Source organism: Sphingobacterium spiritivorum (assembly GCF_016725325.1).
Taxonomy (GTDB): Bacteria; Bacteroidota; Bacteroidia; order Sphingobacteriales; family Sphingobacteriaceae; genus Sphingobacterium.
The window spans coordinates 4,390,038-4,406,325 of the sequence record NZ_CP068083.1 but is presented as its reverse complement, the minus strand read 5'-3'; the positions used below and the strand labels follow the sequence as shown (position 1 = coordinate 4,406,325).

At 48.3% G+C, this 16,288-nt stretch carries 20 protein-coding genes; all 20 read right to left on the bottom strand.

The genetic code is table 11. From position 1 onward, the window contains the following. Positions 1-24 precede the first annotated feature (24 nt). Positions 25-873, bottom strand: a complete 849-nt coding sequence (gene traN, locus I6J02_RS18450) for a conjugative transposon protein TraN (protein WP_003005502.1) — start codon at positions 871-873, stop codon at positions 25-27. Between the two features lie 19 nt (positions 874-892). Beyond that, positions 893-2,056 (bottom strand): conjugative transposon protein TraM, encoded by a 1,164-nt coding sequence (gene traM / locus I6J02_RS18445; RefSeq protein ID WP_003005505.1) that lies wholly within the window; start codon positions 2,054-2,056, stop codon positions 893-895. Between the two features lie 15 nt (positions 2,057-2,071). Next, a complete protein-coding gene (locus I6J02_RS18440; RefSeq protein WP_003005509.1) occupies positions 2,072-2,512 on the bottom strand; it encodes a hypothetical protein in 441 nt (146 codons plus the stop codon). After that, positions 2,490-3,110, bottom strand: a complete 621-nt coding sequence (gene traK, locus I6J02_RS18435; RefSeq protein ID WP_003005512.1) for a conjugative transposon protein TraK — start codon at positions 3,108-3,110, stop codon at positions 2,490-2,492. Before traK ends, I6J02_RS18440 begins: the two co-directional genes overlap by 23 nt. Positions 3,111-3,132: 22 nt before the next feature. Next, positions 3,133-4,275 (bottom strand): plasmid transfer protein, encoded by a 1,143-nt coding sequence (locus I6J02_RS18430; protein ID WP_236582162.1) that lies wholly within the window; start codon positions 4,273-4,275, stop codon positions 3,133-3,135. Between the two features lie 18 nt (positions 4,276-4,293). Next, positions 4,294-5,079 (bottom strand): hypothetical protein, encoded by a 786-nt coding sequence (locus I6J02_RS18425; RefSeq protein WP_003005518.1) that lies wholly within the window; start codon positions 5,077-5,079, stop codon positions 4,294-4,296. Positions 5,080-5,165: 86 nt separating this feature from the next. Then, positions 5,166-5,840, bottom strand: a complete 675-nt coding sequence (locus I6J02_RS18420; protein WP_003005520.1) for a hypothetical protein — start codon at positions 5,838-5,840, stop codon at positions 5,166-5,168. After that, positions 5,837-6,496, bottom strand: coding sequence for a hypothetical protein (locus tag I6J02_RS18415; protein WP_003005523.1), 660 nt, complete (start codon positions 6,494-6,496; stop codon positions 5,837-5,839). Before I6J02_RS18415 ends, I6J02_RS18420 begins: the two co-directional genes overlap by 4 nt. Continuing rightward, entirely contained in the window at positions 6,493-7,155 is a 663-nt protein-coding gene (locus tag I6J02_RS18410) for a hypothetical protein (RefSeq protein WP_201679250.1), read from the bottom strand. Before I6J02_RS18410 ends, I6J02_RS18415 begins: the two co-directional genes overlap by 4 nt. Beyond that, positions 7,152-9,641 (bottom strand): TraG family conjugative transposon ATPase, encoded by a 2,490-nt coding sequence (locus tag I6J02_RS18405; protein WP_003005528.1) that lies wholly within the window; start codon positions 9,639-9,641, stop codon positions 7,152-7,154. Before I6J02_RS18405 ends, I6J02_RS18410 begins: the two co-directional genes overlap by 4 nt. Next, positions 9,613-9,984, bottom strand: coding sequence for a hypothetical protein (locus tag I6J02_RS18400; protein ID WP_003005530.1), 372 nt, complete (start codon positions 9,982-9,984; stop codon positions 9,613-9,615). The genes I6J02_RS18405 and I6J02_RS18400 overlap by 29 nt, the downstream gene beginning before the upstream one ends. Further along, entirely contained in the window at positions 9,981-10,289 is a 309-nt protein-coding gene (locus tag I6J02_RS18395) for a DUF4134 domain-containing protein (protein ID WP_003005532.1), read from the bottom strand. Before I6J02_RS18395 ends, I6J02_RS18400 begins: the two co-directional genes overlap by 4 nt. A gap of 40 nt (positions 10,290-10,329) precedes the next feature. Further along, positions 10,330-10,635, bottom strand: a complete 306-nt coding sequence (locus I6J02_RS18390; RefSeq protein ID WP_003005534.1) for a DUF4134 domain-containing protein — start codon at positions 10,633-10,635, stop codon at positions 10,330-10,332. A gap of 8 nt (positions 10,636-10,643) precedes the next feature. Continuing rightward, a complete protein-coding gene (locus tag I6J02_RS18385) occupies positions 10,644-10,964 on the bottom strand; it encodes a hypothetical protein (RefSeq protein WP_003005536.1) in 321 nt (106 codons plus the stop codon). Then, positions 10,961-11,308 (bottom strand): hypothetical protein, encoded by a 348-nt coding sequence (locus I6J02_RS18380; protein WP_003005538.1) that lies wholly within the window; start codon positions 11,306-11,308, stop codon positions 10,961-10,963. Before I6J02_RS18380 ends, I6J02_RS18385 begins: the two co-directional genes overlap by 4 nt. Then, positions 11,305-11,940, bottom strand: coding sequence for a ParA family protein (locus I6J02_RS18375; protein WP_201679249.1), 636 nt, complete (start codon positions 11,938-11,940; stop codon positions 11,305-11,307). Before I6J02_RS18375 ends, I6J02_RS18380 begins: the two co-directional genes overlap by 4 nt. Positions 11,941-11,978: 38 nt before the next feature. Further along, positions 11,979-13,226: a relaxase/mobilization nuclease domain-containing protein gene (locus I6J02_RS18370; RefSeq protein WP_003005542.1), complete on the bottom strand. Its 1,248-nt coding sequence runs from the start codon at positions 13,224-13,226 to the stop codon at positions 11,979-11,981. Next, positions 13,223-13,633: a hypothetical protein gene (locus tag I6J02_RS18365; RefSeq protein WP_003005543.1), complete on the bottom strand. Its 411-nt coding sequence runs from the start codon at positions 13,631-13,633 to the stop codon at positions 13,223-13,225. The genes I6J02_RS18370 and I6J02_RS18365 overlap by 4 nt, the downstream gene beginning before the upstream one ends. Continuing rightward, on the bottom strand, positions 13,630-14,679 hold the full coding sequence (locus tag I6J02_RS18360) for a DNA cytosine methyltransferase (protein WP_003005544.1): 1,050 nt from the start codon (positions 14,677-14,679) through the stop codon (positions 13,630-13,632). Before I6J02_RS18360 ends, I6J02_RS18365 begins: the two co-directional genes overlap by 4 nt. 643 nt (positions 14,680-15,322) lie before the next feature. Next, positions 15,323-16,276: a toprim domain-containing protein gene (locus tag I6J02_RS18355; RefSeq protein WP_039989854.1), complete on the bottom strand. Its 954-nt coding sequence runs from the start codon at positions 16,274-16,276 to the stop codon at positions 15,323-15,325. Between the last annotated feature and the right edge of the window lie 12 nt (positions 16,277-16,288).

The following is a 16,288-nucleotide window of genomic DNA, read 5'->3' as shown; positions in this document are numbered from 1 at the left end:
TATTAGAGGTTAGATAAAGCCGACCTAAAAGGTGTCGGCTTTCAGAATATCGCCGTATTTTATTTTTAGGTTGACCGTGCGGCCGGAAATCTGTTTTTCGGTAAGCGTTACCCGAAGTACCTTACTGCCGGGAAAAGTTGCCTTTTTCAGCACGAACACGTTACGGTGCCTTTTCTTAAATTCGGTAAGGGGCTGGTATTGCCATAGGGTTTTGATTTCAACGGTCTGCACGTTGGTTGCTTTGGTGATCTTCTTGTCCTCAATGAAAAACCGGAGTTCGTCTACATTGTAAGAAAGGTTTGATGTATTGGTAAACGATACGTCAAGAAAGATATAATCGCCCAATGTGCTAATGCTGTTAAGCGCAATACCTACACCGTAATCCCTCGTACTCCGTACAGGCCGATGGGCGTTTTTTGTAAGCAGACCAAGTGCAAGGTTTTTCATCTGGCTACGGCTCAACCCGATCTCCGAAATTTCCAAAGGACGGGTGTGCTCCGGTTTGATTTCGAGCATGGCCGGAATACCCGTATCGTTCATCCACAATGGGGCCGTCAGACGGTATTGCGCCACAAAGTTATCGCCGACAATGGTAATTGTTCCAAGTTCAAAATCGAGGTGTTCTGTCTGTGTGGTATCCTCGTGCAATTTGATACGTAGTACATTTTCAAGGGGCAGGTCGCCCGATACATGATGCGAAGCGATGTCAACGTATTGGATGGGTTCGGGTGAAAGGATATGCACCGTATGGCCACGGTGCAGGCTTAATTCGGGAAGTGTTCCCAACCGGGTTTCCGTAGCTTGTTGACTGTGGGCGGAATATGCTACAAAACATAAAAGGAAAAGGATTAGAAAATGATGTTTCTTTTTCATGATGGAATCTTAAATGGTTTTACTGTTTGTAATTCTGTTGGCTTTGGCGGAGTGCCTGTGGATCGATGAGGTACACCATCGTGTTGTATTTCAGTTTCGCCCTGTTCTTCCGTATATGCTTTGATACGGCGGTCGTTGTGGATTGGAACATCCGCTGGATGGCGCTCATGACCAATTGGCTGTTGTTTTCCGCTTGTTGTTGCAGGGTAACTCCCTGCGTGGTGTTACCGCCGAGCTCCCGGCTAAACTCCCTGAATGCCGAAGCGGGCACGTACAGTCCGGGTGAGCCGTCATTATCATAGATTTCCAGTCGGACAGGCAGTATGTTGTTGCCGTACATAATGGAAGTGATGGTAAGCAGTACCCGTTGCCCTGAAAAACCGGAAATTTTTGCAAATACGTGGGTACCTTTCTTGACCACGTGCGGGCCGACCAATAGGTCATCCATGAGCCGAATGCGCAAACGGGAATCGGCATACCCTGTCATGTTTTCATCGACAATAGCCTGAATGAAAGTATTGTCATTTTCAGGGCGGATGGTGTTGAACGTTCCCTGACCTGTACCGTATTTGGAAACGGACAGACGGGGCTGGTTTTCGAGTTCTTTTTTCGCTTCCTCCATGCGTTCACGTTCCATGCGGGCTGCCTGTTCGTCGGGATCGTTTGCCCTTGCCATGCTGTCCGCATAGGCCATCTGCTTACGGAAAAGTTCCATCGGATCGGTCTTGTCCGGCGTCTCCCTGATCGGTTCGGGTTTTCGCTGTAATGAGGAAAGGGCCTGTTGCAATGCTCGGTCTTGGTCGTCATTTTCCGAATCTCCGCTAACGGAAACAGGTCGCTGGTTTTTGAGCGCCCGCTCGATGGAATCAAGTTTTCGCTTTTCTTCTTCGTTGTACAGTTCATCAAAACGGAATTGTTCGGCTCTTTCTTCCTGTAACTGGCCTATTGCCGTATAACCGTCACCTCGACGGTACTGCTCACGGTAGGCGGCAAGTTTGTCGGATAGCGCGCGGTTCTTCACGTCCTCCGATACATCGGCAATCTGGCCCTGCAAAGGATCGCCCTCTTGCTGTGGTGCTTCTTCCTTTGCAAAACCTGTTTGATAGACATAGAAGAACAGGCATAGAAATGGCAACGCTATGAGGGGTAGCACATAACGCGGCTGTCTGAAATTGATTTTCATGTTTGTTGGATTGTATTAGGGTGAATTTTGGGGTTTGTTTGTTTCGGCCAATCTTTTTTCGAGGATTTGCATCCTGTCGATGGCTCTCTCCATTAGCAGGCTGTCGGAGCTGTCCAAATTTTCTTTTTCCATCAGACTGTCGAGGATCGTACGGATTTCCAGCAGTTCCTTTAGAGCTGAAACGGTCGTGACAATACCGCCCATTCCATCCATTAAGGGTTGTTGTACGGAAAGCTGTACGTTGTCTTTTTGTGGTGTTTCTTTTGGGAGAAAAAGAAAGCATCCAACGGAAACGAGAATGCTTACCACCATTGCAAAAAATACCGTACGTGGTCGGGCTTCAAGGAACCGTTTGGAACGTACGATGCCACCATCGATATACTTGCCAAACTCCCTGTAAAATGCTGTCCACACCGTTGTGTCGGGCGAGCGGTTAGAAGTTATTTTTTTGAACATAGCTGATGTCTTTGTTTTCGAGCGTTTTCCATCGGGTTATCAATATACCGTGACCATTGTTCTCCGTACGCACGTCAAGGTCTCGCAAATAGCCCTCCGTGACCAATGTGCGTACTACCGTCGAGCTACGCCGATCTATGGTCTGTTTACCATAGTAGCGGAAGTACTTTTTCACCGGATCGACATGGATGGAATCGGTCTGGATGGTGAGAACGGAACTGGACGACAGCACGGAATTGAAAAATCCCTTTTCCCGCAGGTTGTTGTACTGCAATGCACCGGATTCATCGATCAGGTACATGGCTTTTCGCATCTGGTATTCGATGAATTTATCGTCCGGTGCGAGCGTAAAAAATAGTGAATGGAAAAGGTTGATATGTGTACGGTACTCGATGGGTCTGTTTACTTCAACATCGGTCTGGCTTGCAGACATGGGAACGTTGTTAGCGTCAAGTATATACACGGATTTACGTGCATTGCCTACCTGTTTGTAGGCAAAAAAAGATACTGTCATCACCATGAGCACGGCGGCAATCAGACTTGCCCCGGCAATAAAGGTGGCAAGCCTGATCTTGGCTTCAATATTTTTTATTATCATAGCATTGCGTGTTTAAAAGGGGTTAAAACTTGGCGATTATCTTTCTTGCGGCACGGCCCATATTGGATGCTCCACGCCCCATTGTGCTTGCGGCCGAAGTGATACCACTTGTCGATACAATCCATGTGCTGATACTCGGTACGGTGAGCATGGTCAGTCCTCCGATCAGGAATGTCACGATGACGATACCGAAACTTAAAATCCCGTTGCCCGCAAACCAGCCCATTTTCTCCAATGTGTCGCCCGTGCTTTCAAGGAGTTGTTGATACCTTGTAATCTCGGCTTCCATTGCATACTGTTGGAATAGACTGGCTACGTGCATGACCAGATAGGCAATGCCCGAATACAGGTTAACGGCGATAAACCGGGCTATCCACGTACCAAAGGAGTCCCTAAAGGCAGGCAGGATACTTACGGCAACACTAAACGGGCCTAAAATGATGAGGATGGTCGAATAGAGAATCTGGATAATGAAGATGATATAAACGCAGATGCGCAATACCCAGACGGCCAACGTTTCTAAGGTATAGGTCGCCAGTAGCTGTAACCCCACTTGCATACGGTTTTTAAGTTCAACGATTGGGTTCCATACCGAAGCAAAACCCTCCTTTACCGTTGAGGTGACCGCATCCCACGCCTGACCGTACCACGTATCCGCTTCTTTTTCGGCGATCTCGGTTTCGGCCTGTATGGTGGTCAGTTGATCGGCAACGTCAACCATGAGTTTTGCACGTTGCAGGCGTAGGTTGTTAACTTCGATCTGCCCGCTGTCAAACAGGCTTTCCGTTTTGGTGGCAACAATGTCCGTGGGATATGCAAGTATGCGGGTGAACGTTCCCCACCAGATGATGACCATTACAAGCCCGAACGGGCGTAACAAAGGCATGATTTCCATTTTTTTGTCGCCCGCCATCATTTCGTATGATTTGATGGCAAAGAATATGAGCATGAAAATGGCGGCAAGGGCCTGTGCATCGGTGATGAATGTATCGAAGTGCGTCCATATCGTGTTTTTCATGCCTTTGAGAAAGTGCATAACACCCTCCTCATAGACACCGTTCCCCTGTAAAAAATTGAACGTATCTTTAAACGAGTCCGGCACATTTACAGGATTTCCCTGCAATAAAAAACGGGGCATTAGCCCCGTCATGTTGATAAAGTCCATAAAGTAATCTGATTTTGGTTATTGGTTTCTTTTTAGGATGTCCTCTGCAATTTGTACATCGGAACGACCGCCAGAAAACTCCGGCAGATCGGGGTTCTCACTTTGCAGACGGTCACGGCTTTTGCTCAATAAAAGGAATTTGGCGGCATAGTTCTTTTTTGCTTCCCATGCGGACAGAAGTTTCCGGTGTTCCCCAAGCAAACGGTGGTAAGCCATGATACGGCTACCACGGTCGAGCGTGGTCGTTCGGGCAGCTTCCAACCGTTCTTTGAGTTCCGCACGTTCTTCGTTGTACCATTCCAATAGACCTTTGTTCCTCAAATAATCCCCGACGTCCGGTGAAAGTCCGGCGAGCGGATCGGTGTCCGTGTCGCCCGTTAGGTTTCCAAACTCCCTGCGGTAATAAAGTAACCATAAGGGGTCGGCATCCGTGACCAGACCGGAATAATTGAGGGCTTCGGTCACCGCTACATTGCGGATGGTGTCCGTATGCTTTTTATAGGCTTCGTCCGTTTGTTGCATGGCCAGTACCATACCCATGCGCAAGGTCTGTGGCCCTGTACCGCTCAACGGTCGGCGGTCGGTCTTGTTGTAGTTTGGATGCCACGCCCAGGTGAGCCAATATTGATAGTTTAGACCGAGAAAACCACTTGTTGGCGTAAACTTCTTTCGATCCCATTGCTTATGAACCATGCGTTCCTGTTGATTTACGATATGTTTATCGGTCTGTCGCTTCACGTTCTGCGCCATTGTTCCCGTGGAAAATAGGAACAGCAGTAGCCAAATGATATTTATCTTTTTCATCGAAATAATTGTTTTTAAATGGTGATGAAGCTATCGGATTTATTCATTCCATTAGATGGTTTGAATAAATCATGATGGTTTCATGTTCAGTCCTTTAGTAGATAATAGTTCCGTATGATCTCGTCCGCTTTGCGTTTGTCCATGTTGATAAAGTTTCGGTATGGGTTCGCCATTTTCACTACGCCGTTGATCTTGGCATAGTACATTGACCTCTCCATACTGAACACCAATGCGCGTATGACTTTCAGTTCGAGAATGATCTTCCGCATGAGGTGGTCTCTTTTTTCGTAGTCCATCAGCACGTTTTTTCCCTCCTGTAGAACGAAGTCGGAGACTTCGGCGGCAAGGTTTATGCCCCTGTCTTTGAGCTGGCGGCTGGCGGCCTCGGCAAAGAGCAGCAGCCACGGTTCGCCTTTGGCAGTTTCAAGCATCTTCGTGCTGTGGGTGGCGATGTCCTGAACAAGCCTCGAAATATGGAGCGCGGAGCGGCCGGACTTCAATGCCCGATCCACTTCGGCGAGTGATCGGTGGATCATGTTCTGCACCAACACCACGGAAGATAGGTTGACGTTAATATCGTCGATGCGTCCACGGATGTTGCCGAGCATATTGTTGTGGGTCTGTTCGGAAGCGAGCCTTACCGCACCGTTTTCGTTTACAATGGCAAGATGCTTGGCATCGTAGATTATCGTCACATAACTTTGGGCGAAAGTCATCTTTGAAAGACAGATAAACAGCAGGATTATGAGTTGCTTCTTCATGGTTTAAATTCCTCCAATTGCCTTAAAATATTATCGACTATACGCCTGTCCTCATTGATATAACCGGAAAACGGATTGAGGGAATCGAGCAGCTTTTTTCGTGTCGAATAGTATAGGGTAGCCGCAAGCCCCCGTGATGCTCCTGCGATCTTCCTAAGCTCCTGCAGGACGTGTCCGTAAAGTATTCTCCTGTCGCTCGCTTTCATCTGGTTGAGGTCGTTAATACTGATAAAAAGTCCGGTCAGGTAACGTGCAAGCTGCACGGCTTTTTCTGCCATATCTTTTTCTGCATCGATGGCAAGCAAAAGAAATTCGGGGTGTGTGGACACAATGCCTACAATCCTTTTTTGTTGGTTTATGATCTCGGTGACTATTGGCGCGGATTCAAGCCCCATACTAAGCCCCTGCAATGCCATACCGAGGGTCTGGAAACGGCTGTGCAACTGCCGATAACGGGTTTTGAGTTTTGACGTTTCTTCTTTGTTTACTTCCTCGTTAGCCGAGGTAATGGCTTGTCGGTTTCTTGCGGTGATCTGGCGGTCGTATTCATCTTTGCTGTGTTCGACCAATTGGTGGATCAGTTCCACATTGAGCTGTGCATTTGCTCTGGTCAAGGTGATGACCAAAAGCAGTAGAGTTAGGATAATGTATCTCATCGTTTGAGCAATCTTGAATTACGGATAATGTCATCGGCAATCTGTTTGTCGATATTGATAAAACCTGCGTATGGATTAAGGGAATTAAGGATACCGCGTTGTTTTGCCCAATACATACTTCTGTGCATCCCAAAGGCTACGCCTCGCAGGATGGTCAATTCCGTACGTATCCGGTTTAACAGTTTTGCCCTTTCCCCCGAATCCATTAGGTTGTCCTTTCCGCCTTTCAGTACAAAGGCGCTGACTTCGGCAGATAGATTGGTCGCCCTTGTCTTAAATTCCCGTGCGCCCGCTTCGGCAAATAATAGGAGTGCCGGATTTCCCCTTGCGATGTTCATTGCTTTTTCCACGTCGTTAACGATGTCAAGGGAAATATTGGCAATGTCCTTTACGGTGAGCAGGGAACGGACAACGCCGGAAACTTCACTTAATCCTTTGTAAATCTTATCCTGCAAATCGTTCACGATCAGGAGCTGGCCCGTTACGGCCATCTGGCCGCGCTGGATGAGCGTAAGATTACTATTCACATTGTTGAGCTGGCTGTTCATCACACCTGCATGGACACCCGTCGCGGCTGCCACGGCGGGGTCGATGTAAATCTGTCCTCTTGCATAAAAAACGGCAAAGGACAGGATCGTTATTGCAATAAATCGTTTCATGTAAAATCAGGTTTAAAATATTCTCTTTGTGTTTCAACGGGCGCGTTGTTCTCGTTCACCCTTTGCACAAAATCGCCCAATGCAAGACCGCTCTTTTCCATGTCGGAGACAAACGCCGTTAGGGCGGCCGGGTAGCTGCCATGATGTTTGGCGTAAATCTCCACGGCACTTTTTTCGGGTTTTTCGGTCGTGAATGCCAAGTGGTGGTAAATGCTAACCTCCACACCGTACACTTCGCCCGTATTTCCCCGACGGATATAGAACTCGTTGAAACGGGCACGTCCGTCCTTGTTGTCCAGACGGTTGATCGTGAAAATCTTTTTTTGCTCCGCTTCGTTGATGGACAGCAATTCGGCAACCTTTCTAAAGTCGGCTTCGTTCTGTTGCAGCAGGATGATGGTGTCCGAATTGTTTATGATGCTGTCCTTGATGATGGGGTTGCCGATGATGTCGTTGATCTCCTGTGTCACCTCGATGATTTCCCCCCAGAATTTCCGTACGGTCTTGTTCAGGTATAAAAGGAAATTTGCCATCATGGGCGACGAAATGGCCCGCCATGCTTCCTCCAAGATCAGCGTTTTCCGGCGGTTCTTCCGGTGGCGCATCTTCTGCACGAACAGATCCATGATTATGAGCGTGACAATGGGCAGCAACGTCTTGTTATTCTGTATATTGTCAATTTCATAGACTATGAATTGCTCGTTGAACAGGGATTGGTCGGCTTCCTCGTTCAATATGGCTTCATATTCGCCTCCTCGGTAAAACTTCTTTAGCACGAACCGAAATTCCTCCACGTCAAAAGCAATGCTTTCCTCATTCCTTATATCGGGGATTTTCCGAACAGCAAATTCATAAAAGGAATTAAAGTCCAGTTTGTCTACTCGGTCTTCGATGGCCTTATCGAAATGATGGGCGTAATAGGCTGAAATGACATTGGAAATTACGTCTCGCTCTACTGTGGTCACCGTACCCTCGGAACCTTTCCAGAGCAGGCAGATCAACGTTATCAAGAAATCCTTTTTCTCGATGTTGTATTCTTCCTCGCTGATCGCAAAGGGGTTCATCGTGATGGGCTTTTCTTCCGAATAGGTGATGTACTTGCCCCCATAGGTACTGCAAAGACCGGAATAGGAATGCCCCACATCCACGATCACCACGTCCGTGTTGTATTGCAGGTACTGCTGACAGATCGCATTTATGGCATAACTTTTACCCGTACCACTGCTCCCCAAAACGAAGCGATTGCGATTTTTTATGCGCCCAGTGCGCATAACCAAATCCGATGGGTCTATCGCCACGGGCACCCCTTGACGGTCGGTAAACCTTAGCAGAAATTCCGATGGTTCGTCGGTCGGCAGCCGTTCCTTGAAAAAGAAACAAAGGGCGGCATCGGCGGTAGTCAGGAACCAATCGTATTTTTTCAGTTCCACGCCATTGCCCGGCAGGGCACACCGGAACAGCTCCAATTGGTTGTAGGCATTGCGTGAGGGAATGATCCCCTGTTGGAACAATGCGGCTTCAATAAAATTGGCCGTCTTGTCGATCCTGTCCGTATCGGCACATACGATCATGGAGTAATGGGCGTGTACCAATAGTTGATTGTCACGGGCCACGTCTACAAGCAATCGATCAATGTCTTCCACGCACATGAGGTTGGCCGGATCGGGTACACTCGAATGCCTTTTACGCTTTACTTCAAGTTTACCCAACGTGATCTGTTGGCTGGGTATCTCCAATAGCTGGTTATATATAATGGTGCGATAACCGGGAACATTGTGCAGGAAAAAAAGGTTGTCTACCGGAAAATCACGCATACCGTTTGTTTCGGTTCGGGCGGTGAACGATCCGACCTTTTCGGGCAGGTCAACCGAATCGGTGTTGACCATACTGATACAGCGGACGGCCCGGTCACCTATTTGCAACTCACGGTCTCCGCAGCGGAGATTGTCCAATGTGATGTGGGGTTGCTCAAACTCCATGCAGAGCACCCTGTTTACAAAGCGGTTTATTTCGGCTTCCGTAAGATATGAGGGATTAAGGGCAGCACCCGAAAGCAGGTCAAAGACTTTAGCCATGTTCTGCCCGAAAGTGACAAGCACTTTTTTGTCATAGGTATAGAATGCCCCTTTTTTGACCTGACGGGTCACCGTTAGGTAGGTTCTGATCTCGGTGTATTCCCGACCCTCAAAATGTTCCTGGTATTTCTGTTCCAAAAATTCGGATGCGGGTTTGGGGCGGTATTTCCGTTTGATAAATACGTCGTGTTTTTGGATGATATGCCCCTCGCCAAGTATCTTGATGACGTTCAGCAAGACTTGTTGGAAAACGGTATAGGCTTCGGGATCGGCGCCATACTGTAAGACGGGATTGGTCAATCGCATAACGACTGAAAAATCACCACGGTCGCCGTACAGTACCGACATTCCCTGATAATGGTCAATACCCACATAGGGCATTTCAAAGGTTGTCTTTCTCTCTGTTTTCATCGGTTTGTCTGTTTTTAATGGCTGATGAGAGCTCACCCGATAAATCGGGTTCGGTTTCATAGCTGATCGATAAATGGGCAGGATGGATAAATGCGCCACGGTGGCGGGTTTTGTCATGGAGACCGTCACCTTGTTTCATGAATGTGTAGGCAAGTCCTGCACCCATCAGGGCAAGGGTTGCGAAGCCACCGAGAAAGAGATTGGTAATTGCACCGATAAGTCCGCCGATGGCCAGACCGCCGATAAGGGAACCTATGCCCCAATAGATAAACTTTCCCTTGAAACCTCGGTAGATAAGGGGCTTTTGAAGCCCCTTATAGATCGGATAACGCCCGTGTGTCATACGCCGAAAAACGCTTTAATGACCACCGACACGAGTACCAAGAATAGACAGGAACCGCCCCACGACATCAGTTCCTTATTGATGTCCTGATCTCCGCTGTTCCACTTGATGTACACCCGTATTCCCCCAATGAGCCCGACCACCGCACCGATGGCGAGAATGAGCGTCGAAATTGGATCGACATAGCTGGTAAGCGAAGATGTGGCGGCATCGATACCTACTGTACCGCCTTGTGCGAATGTTGATTGGACCGCTGACAATGAAAGTGCGGCCACGGCAAACAGTTTTTTAGTGTTTACTGTCATAGAGATAATGGATAAAAAGTGAATGAAAAATGATTGGCTATTAGTTTACCCCGAACAGGGCTTTTAGTGCGGCGCCGACGAGCGACAGGAACAGGCAGGAAAAGAACCACCCCATGACCTGCGCATCGATGTGATGCTTGCCGGATTGCCAGTTGCTGTACACCCGTAGTCCTCCGAGCAGTCCGCATACAGCACCGATGACAAAGGCAAGGTCAGAGAAGTTGTAATACCAAGTATTGACTTCCCTGCGCACTTCCCTAAACTCGGCAAGACCGGGCTGGGCGGTGGCGTACAGGGCAAAAAAAATGACAGTAAGGAATACTGTCAAAAAACGGATGGATTGCATAATTGGATTTAGTAGGGGATGGCTTTGGTGTACTCGATTACGTTGTTTTGTGCGAGCGAAACAAGTTCCTTTATGGTTATGCCCCCCGTGGATTGCAGGGGGCCTGACGAGATAACGGATTTTCCGTCTTTTACCATCGGTTCTATTGCTACTTTGGATGGTTCGGAAACAACCCTTTCGGGCGGTGAATCTTCATCGAATACCAATTCGTTTCCTCCATCGCCCGTAGTCGGAGCACGGCGATGGATAAACAGGTCATACAGTACGTTTAGGGCATAGTAGATGCCATAGACGGCGATAACGCCGAGCAGGAATTGTGTCCAGTTCATAGATCAAGGGTTTTAATGTGTTCTTTGATGTATCGGGAAATTTCGGGGTGGGTTTTTAGAAACAGGTGCAGGCTGTAGGCGATGATCTTGTTCATATCGATGCCTTTGGCAACTTTCAGTTGTTTGAGCAGGAAAAGGGTTTTGTCGTCCAAGCGGATCAATAATCTTTCCCGTCCGGTCAGTTCATGGTTTAGGATACTGTCAAATAAGTGTTCCAACGTTTCCGCTTTTTTCTTTGGCGTATCCTTTGGGGGCTGTTCCGTGGGGATTTCTTTAGTCTGCGGCTGTCTGTCTTTCCGCATGGAATCCCGAAGCTCATCGGCAAGGCTTTTTATTCCGCTCATGATGGTTCCTCCTTAGCAATGTATTGTTCATAGATTAGGCCTAAGAGCGGTAGCACAACGGGATACAGGATGATCGGTGTCTGGAACGTATTTATCCGCTGGAAATCTATGCGATCCGGCAGACCGGGGGCGACCGTGCCAAAGCCTCGCAGTACCTTTTCGACTTCCGTCCGGGTTTCGTATTTGACGGTGTTCTTGATACGGTTCGGTACAAAAATGAGGGGCGCTCTCTTGTTGATCTTGCCGATGACCATTGCAAACAGCAATGTCGAATCCACGGAAAATTCGTCAAAGGCAAACGGACAGAGCACCGCATCGGCGGCGGCGAATATGGGTATCAACCCGTCGTCGTCCATCTTGCCCGGCAGGTCTATCAGTACGATTTCATTCCGTGCTTTTCCCAATTTCCGTTGCATTGCCGGAAAATGGCTGAGGTCGGCTGGAACGATTTCGTACAGCGGTTCATTTTCCAGAATCTTTGCTTTCTCGGCTTTAGCGGAAAGTGATTGCTGATAGTCCATATCGAGCACCGTAACCCGCCGTTCTTGTTGCTGGGTCAGGTAGTTGGCGAGCAGCAGGGTGAGCGTGCTTTTTCCCGCTCCGCCTTTTTGGTTTCCTATAAGTATGAGCATAGTGCATTGGGTTTAATGGTGTTGTTAATAAGGGGGCGTCAACGGGTATTCGTCCGGGCTTTGCGCTTACGTCTACGGTTGCGCCCGTGGATCGCCTCGTCGTCGATGTCGTCGGAAATATCGATCTGGATATTCGGTATCCATTGCTCGGCTGTTCCATGTACATAATCGGCAACTATGGTGGTTTCTTCGGATGTCGATTTCCGTTCTTTTTCGTTCGGTTCTGCGAAGTCGTCTTTGGCTGATTGCACATAACCGTTTTCGGTGATTGTTTCTTCGGGCCGGAATACACACCCCTTTAGAGTAGGGTTCGTTATATCCGCTTTAGGCGATATTTTGGGTCTATCTTCCGATGGTGCGATAAATTCAGCCAATGGCATAAGGTCTTTGCCCTTGTAGACCATCTTCCTCGAATGGTCTATCACGGTGTAGCCGTATGGCGGTTTCCCGTCCTTACCGTGGAATATGATCTGTACCCCAAATTTGTCCGATAGCATTTGTGCCATTGCCGACGTATAGCCCGATGGTGCGGACGGCCTATTGCCGGGAAGTGGAGCCGGAGTGTGAACCACCGCCGGATCGTATTGGCTTTGATACTTAGCAAAGACAGCTCGGAGCTGTGCCAACCGATTGATGTCTTTGCTGAAAGTACCAATTTTGGTGTCCACTTGTTCCAAAGAAACCGTGCCTTGTCTTTTGCCGTAACGGCTGATCTGATATTTCCCATCTGACAGTTTGAGGGAATAACCCTGCGCTTCAAGCACCATCATGAATTGCGTCCGTGTGGAGAAACTATAATCCAGAGCCTTTTCGATGTCCTTATTGGCTTGTTGCTTTTCGTCCACGCCAACGACACGGTTTAACACTTCGTAGGCACGGATTTTCTCAAAACTGTCGTTTATCTTTTTGCCGTCCCGGCCTACCCGTGTGGAGACGATATGAATGTGATTGTTTGCCGTATCCTTATGGAATACCAAGAGATAGGGTTGTTCACCGTAGCCCATACCGCTCAACCATTGCTCTGCGATGGTGGTTAGTTCTTCTTTGCTATGCGAACGCCCTTTGCAGGAAATGACCGCGTGGAGCTGTGGGTATTTCGTGCGGCTACTGGCTGCGGATTGGGCTTCCAGATAATTGACGTAATCTCTTGGACGGAGATTTTGCAGGGCTTGCAAAGCACCGAAATTTGCCACTTTCATCAGTTCGCCTTTATCCTTATCCACTTTGTTCGTGTTGTAACGCACTCCTTTGAATGTGGTGGACGGGTCGAGTATCTTAACGATCATGTCTGCCCCCTTATAAGCCTAATGAGCTGCCGAATGGATTGTTCCAACCTCCGTTGCAATCTGATATATTCGGTAAGCAATGGCGCAAGGTCACGGATCAAGTTGGAATGTAACATTCCCTGTTGTTGCAGGGTATTGGCGTGCTTTGCCAATTGATTGATGTTGTTGCCGGATCGGCCGATCTCTGTACCGATACCGTCCAGTAGTTTCATGATTTCGGCGGTATTGACCAGCATCTTTTTGGAATGTTGGAGTACTCGGATACGCACGATGTCTGCACGGCTTAGACCAAGTGCTTTTTCAAGATCAAGAAACTGCGTGCGTTCTGCTTCGCTCAACCGGAGTTCAAAACGTCGGGATCGTTGTTCATGGGATGCGGACTTTCTCTTTTTTATTCTGTTCTTCATGGTGCTTTTTGGTTCAGGGTGACGGACTGTATCGCCCTAAAGATTTCAAGGGCGACCTGCGGAACGATGGCATTTCCGTAGGCTTTTATGCTTTCGGCACGCCATGTCGGAAAGGTAACTCCGTCCAGTCTTTCGGAAAGCCCATCATCTCGGCCACAAAACGGGGATTCAGTTGGCCATCCCGTCCATAGGGGAATTTCGTGCCATCGATCTGCTCCGCTGTCGGTAGTACTTTTAGCAAACGCTTCTGTATTTCTTGGGGCATCCTCTCGGCTAAGTCCTCTGCCGGGCTCCATAGGGAGATCAGGGCATGGTACACCAGAAAATCCGTCAAGGAGACCTGACCGCCGTTGCCCCTCTCGTTCTTCCTGTCCTTTAGCCGTCGCCTGTCCTCTGCCTGCTCGATTGTCGTTTTTATGTTGCTTATCTCGGTGGCGGTTGGCGTGGGCAACAAACCAAACCCGATCCCGTTGGTGTGGAGCGCCAACGGCAGCAGCCGGAATACACAGAACGATTGGCGTGCCGTCTTCAAGTGTCGGTAGTACATATCCTGCTGACCCGATTTCTGAAATGATGCTTCCGATAACTCGTCGTTGGAGTCGGATGATGGTGCTTGTTGCAGGTTGTTCACCGTCCTGACAAAAAAGCTCAATCGCTTTGATCTCCATTTGAGAAAGACTATCGGGTTCGAGAATGGTGAAGAGTCCAGTAACGTTTTCAAGAACGATCCACTCCGGCCGTGCTTCCTTAATAATTCGGATAGTCTCCGGGAAGAGGTAACGGTCATCTTTCGCCCCCTTTCGCCGTCCGGCCTGACTGAACGGCTGGCAGGGAAACCCTCCGCTGATGATGTCGATGTGTCCTCGAAAGTGAGTTGCCCGAAAATCGTAGATGTCTTCATAGTGTGCTGTATTTGGCCAATAGTGTTTGAGAACAGTTCGGCAGAACGGGTCTTTCTCGCAGGAGAAAACGTTTTGCCAACCCATCCATGAAGCGGCGATGTCAAAACCGCCGATGCCCGAAAAAAGGCTACCGTGTCTTAGCATGGTAATGGTTTTAAAGGTTTATGGATGTTTCGCCGTTGTCGGCGGATGTGGTGCGCTTGGCAGGAGAAAAAGGGAGTTGCGACCTTTTTCCTACCCTGGTGCGGACCTGCTCCATCGGAGTTGGTCTGTTCCGGGGCAAGTTGGTTTTTGTGGGTACGGCATCGAGGTACGAGAGCCGTACGTACAAAAACACAACTTGCACAATACGAAACAAAAAAGAGGGGTTATACCGCAACGGGCAAAAAAGTGGATTGGGTGTGTTTTTGGCACATAGGTTTGGGGATAGCAATTGATGATCTATATATCTGATCGGCTGTATCGCTATAAATACAGCTATCTATACGGATAGCTGTATGTCGGTATCAGTATCTATGTGAATAACTGTATATGTGCCTATATGGATAAACCGATACGTACCTATACATATATCCGTATCGCTACCTGTTTGGATATACATATATCGGGATACATGAATATCTGTATGTACTGCTATCTGCATAGGTGGCTATCGAAATATCGGTATATAGGTCTATCCGTATAACTGTATATTCGGATAGTTACATAGATAGCTGTCGGTATATCCATTTATGTGTATATGTGATTATCAATATATCGGAATAACCGTTTTCAGCCCCTCCGAAAATCACCGTTTGGGGCCTGCCCGTTGGTGCTGGATTTCATGCTCGTTTATGGCATCTCTTAACATATCGTTGTAATCCTTGTACCCTTGATATACACCGGATCGGTCTTTAGCCTGTGGCACGGCTTCGATCAACCTTTGGGTACAGTTACGGCCGGGATCGTCATTGTCGAAATACACGTCCACGATGGGTATGCCCTTAACCCGTTCGATGGCATTCTTTAATTGGACAATGGAATTTAGGACAATGGCGGTGGGTGTAGGGTCTGGGCGGTTTACTTTGAGCCAGCTTAGGTAGTCCATATATCCCTCAAATAGAACGGCATGGCTTGGATTGCCGGGTATAACAGAAATTCCCTTTTTACCGATACTGCTCTTGAAGCCTTTGGCATTGCTAAATTCCCAATTCCCCAAATCGTTCTTCCAGCCAATGGCGTAGAAAATGCTTTTATTTTCGTTGTCAAGACGGTTTCTGTAATAGATTTCATGCAGGTGTCCATTTGCAACGTCCAATATCCCACGTGCTTCAAGGTATTTGGTCAGGACAAAGTTTCTGCCGATGGGTTGCGTTCGGACAAGTTCAAAGGTGTAGCCTTTTTGTTCCTGTTCCGTAGGAGATCGGACGGGTTTATAGGCTGGTATCATGGACACCTGCATATCGCAGGTGTCCTTTATTTTGTTGAGTACTTCGACAAAGGAAAGCTGTGGCCAATAGGCAAGGCCGAGCTGTACGATACTACCGCCCTGTATGCCTGTCGAGTTCGGGCCACCTCGGTCGATCCATTTGCCACCCTCATCCCAAACCGTGAGGGATGGCGTATCTTGCTTGGTCTCCCTTAACATACTGTGGTAGAAAAGTTCCTTGCCGGATTTTCGTGCCGGATGGTGACCGAGCCGAGCCAGGAAGTCCGAAATTGGGATTTCTCGGAGATCGTCCACGTTTACATATTTTGACATAAGCAGGTGGAT

Excerpts from the sequence above, each read along its gene's own strand:
- I6J02_RS18385 (WP_003005536.1), bottom strand. The coding sequence starts at position 10,964 with ATGAACTGGACACAATTCCTGCTCGGCGTTATCGCCGTCTATGGCATC.
- traK (WP_003005512.1), bottom strand. The coding sequence starts at position 3,110 with ATGATAATAAAAAATATTGAAGCCAAGATCAGGCTTGCCACCTTTATT.
- I6J02_RS18360 (WP_003005544.1), bottom strand. The coding sequence starts at position 14,679 with ATGCTAAGACACGGTAGCCTTTTTTCGGGCATCGGCGGTTTTGACATC.
- I6J02_RS18400 (WP_003005530.1), bottom strand. The coding sequence starts at position 9,984 with ATGACACACGGGCGTTATCCGATCTATAAGGGGCTTCAAAAGCCCCTT.
- I6J02_RS18390 (WP_003005534.1), bottom strand. The coding sequence starts at position 10,635 with ATGCAATCCATCCGTTTTTTGACAGTATTCCTTACTGTCATTTTTTTT.
- I6J02_RS18370 (WP_003005542.1), bottom strand. The coding sequence starts at position 13,226 with ATGATCGTTAAGATACTCGACCCGTCCACCACATTCAAAGGAGTGCGT.
- I6J02_RS18405 (WP_003005528.1), bottom strand. The coding sequence starts at position 9,641 with ATGAAAACAGAGAGAAAGACAACCTTTGAAATGCCCTATGTGGGTATT.
- I6J02_RS18440 (WP_003005509.1), bottom strand. The coding sequence starts at position 2,512 with ATGTTCAAAAAAATAACTTCTAACCGCTCGCCCGACACAACGGTGTGG.
- I6J02_RS18420 (WP_003005520.1), bottom strand. The coding sequence starts at position 5,840 with ATGAAGAAGCAACTCATAATCCTGCTGTTTATCTGTCTTTCAAAGATG.
- I6J02_RS18415 (WP_003005523.1), bottom strand. The coding sequence starts at position 6,496 with ATGAGATACATTATCCTAACTCTACTGCTTTTGGTCATCACCTTGACC.
- I6J02_RS18380 (WP_003005538.1), bottom strand. The coding sequence starts at position 11,308 with ATGAGCGGAATAAAAAGCCTTGCCGATGAGCTTCGGGATTCCATGCGG.
- I6J02_RS18430 (WP_236582162.1), bottom strand. The coding sequence starts at position 4,275 with ATGGACTTTATCAACATGACGGGGCTAATGCCCCGTTTTTTATTGCAG.
- traM (WP_003005505.1), bottom strand. The coding sequence starts at position 2,056 with ATGAAAATCAATTTCAGACAGCCGCGTTATGTGCTACCCCTCATAGCG.
- I6J02_RS18375 (WP_201679249.1), bottom strand. The coding sequence starts at position 11,940 with ATGCTCATACTTATAGGAAACCAAAAAGGCGGAGCGGGAAAAAGCACG.
- traN (WP_003005502.1), bottom strand. The coding sequence starts at position 873 with ATGAAAAAGAAACATCATTTTCTAATCCTTTTCCTTTTATGTTTTGTA.
- I6J02_RS18395 (WP_003005532.1), bottom strand. The coding sequence starts at position 10,289 with ATGACAGTAAACACTAAAAAACTGTTTGCCGTGGCCGCACTTTCATTG.
- I6J02_RS18410 (WP_201679250.1), bottom strand. The coding sequence starts at position 7,155 with ATGAAACGATTTATTGCAATAACGATCCTGTCCTTTGCCGTTTTTTAT.
- I6J02_RS18355 (WP_039989854.1), bottom strand. The coding sequence starts at position 16,276 with ATGTCAAAATATGTAAACGTGGACGATCTCCGAGAAATCCCAATTTCG.
- I6J02_RS18365 (WP_003005543.1), bottom strand. The coding sequence starts at position 13,633 with ATGAAGAACAGAATAAAAAAGAGAAAGTCCGCATCCCATGAACAACGA.
- I6J02_RS18425 (WP_003005518.1), bottom strand. The coding sequence starts at position 5,079 with ATGAAAAAGATAAATATCATTTGGCTACTGCTGTTCCTATTTTCCACG.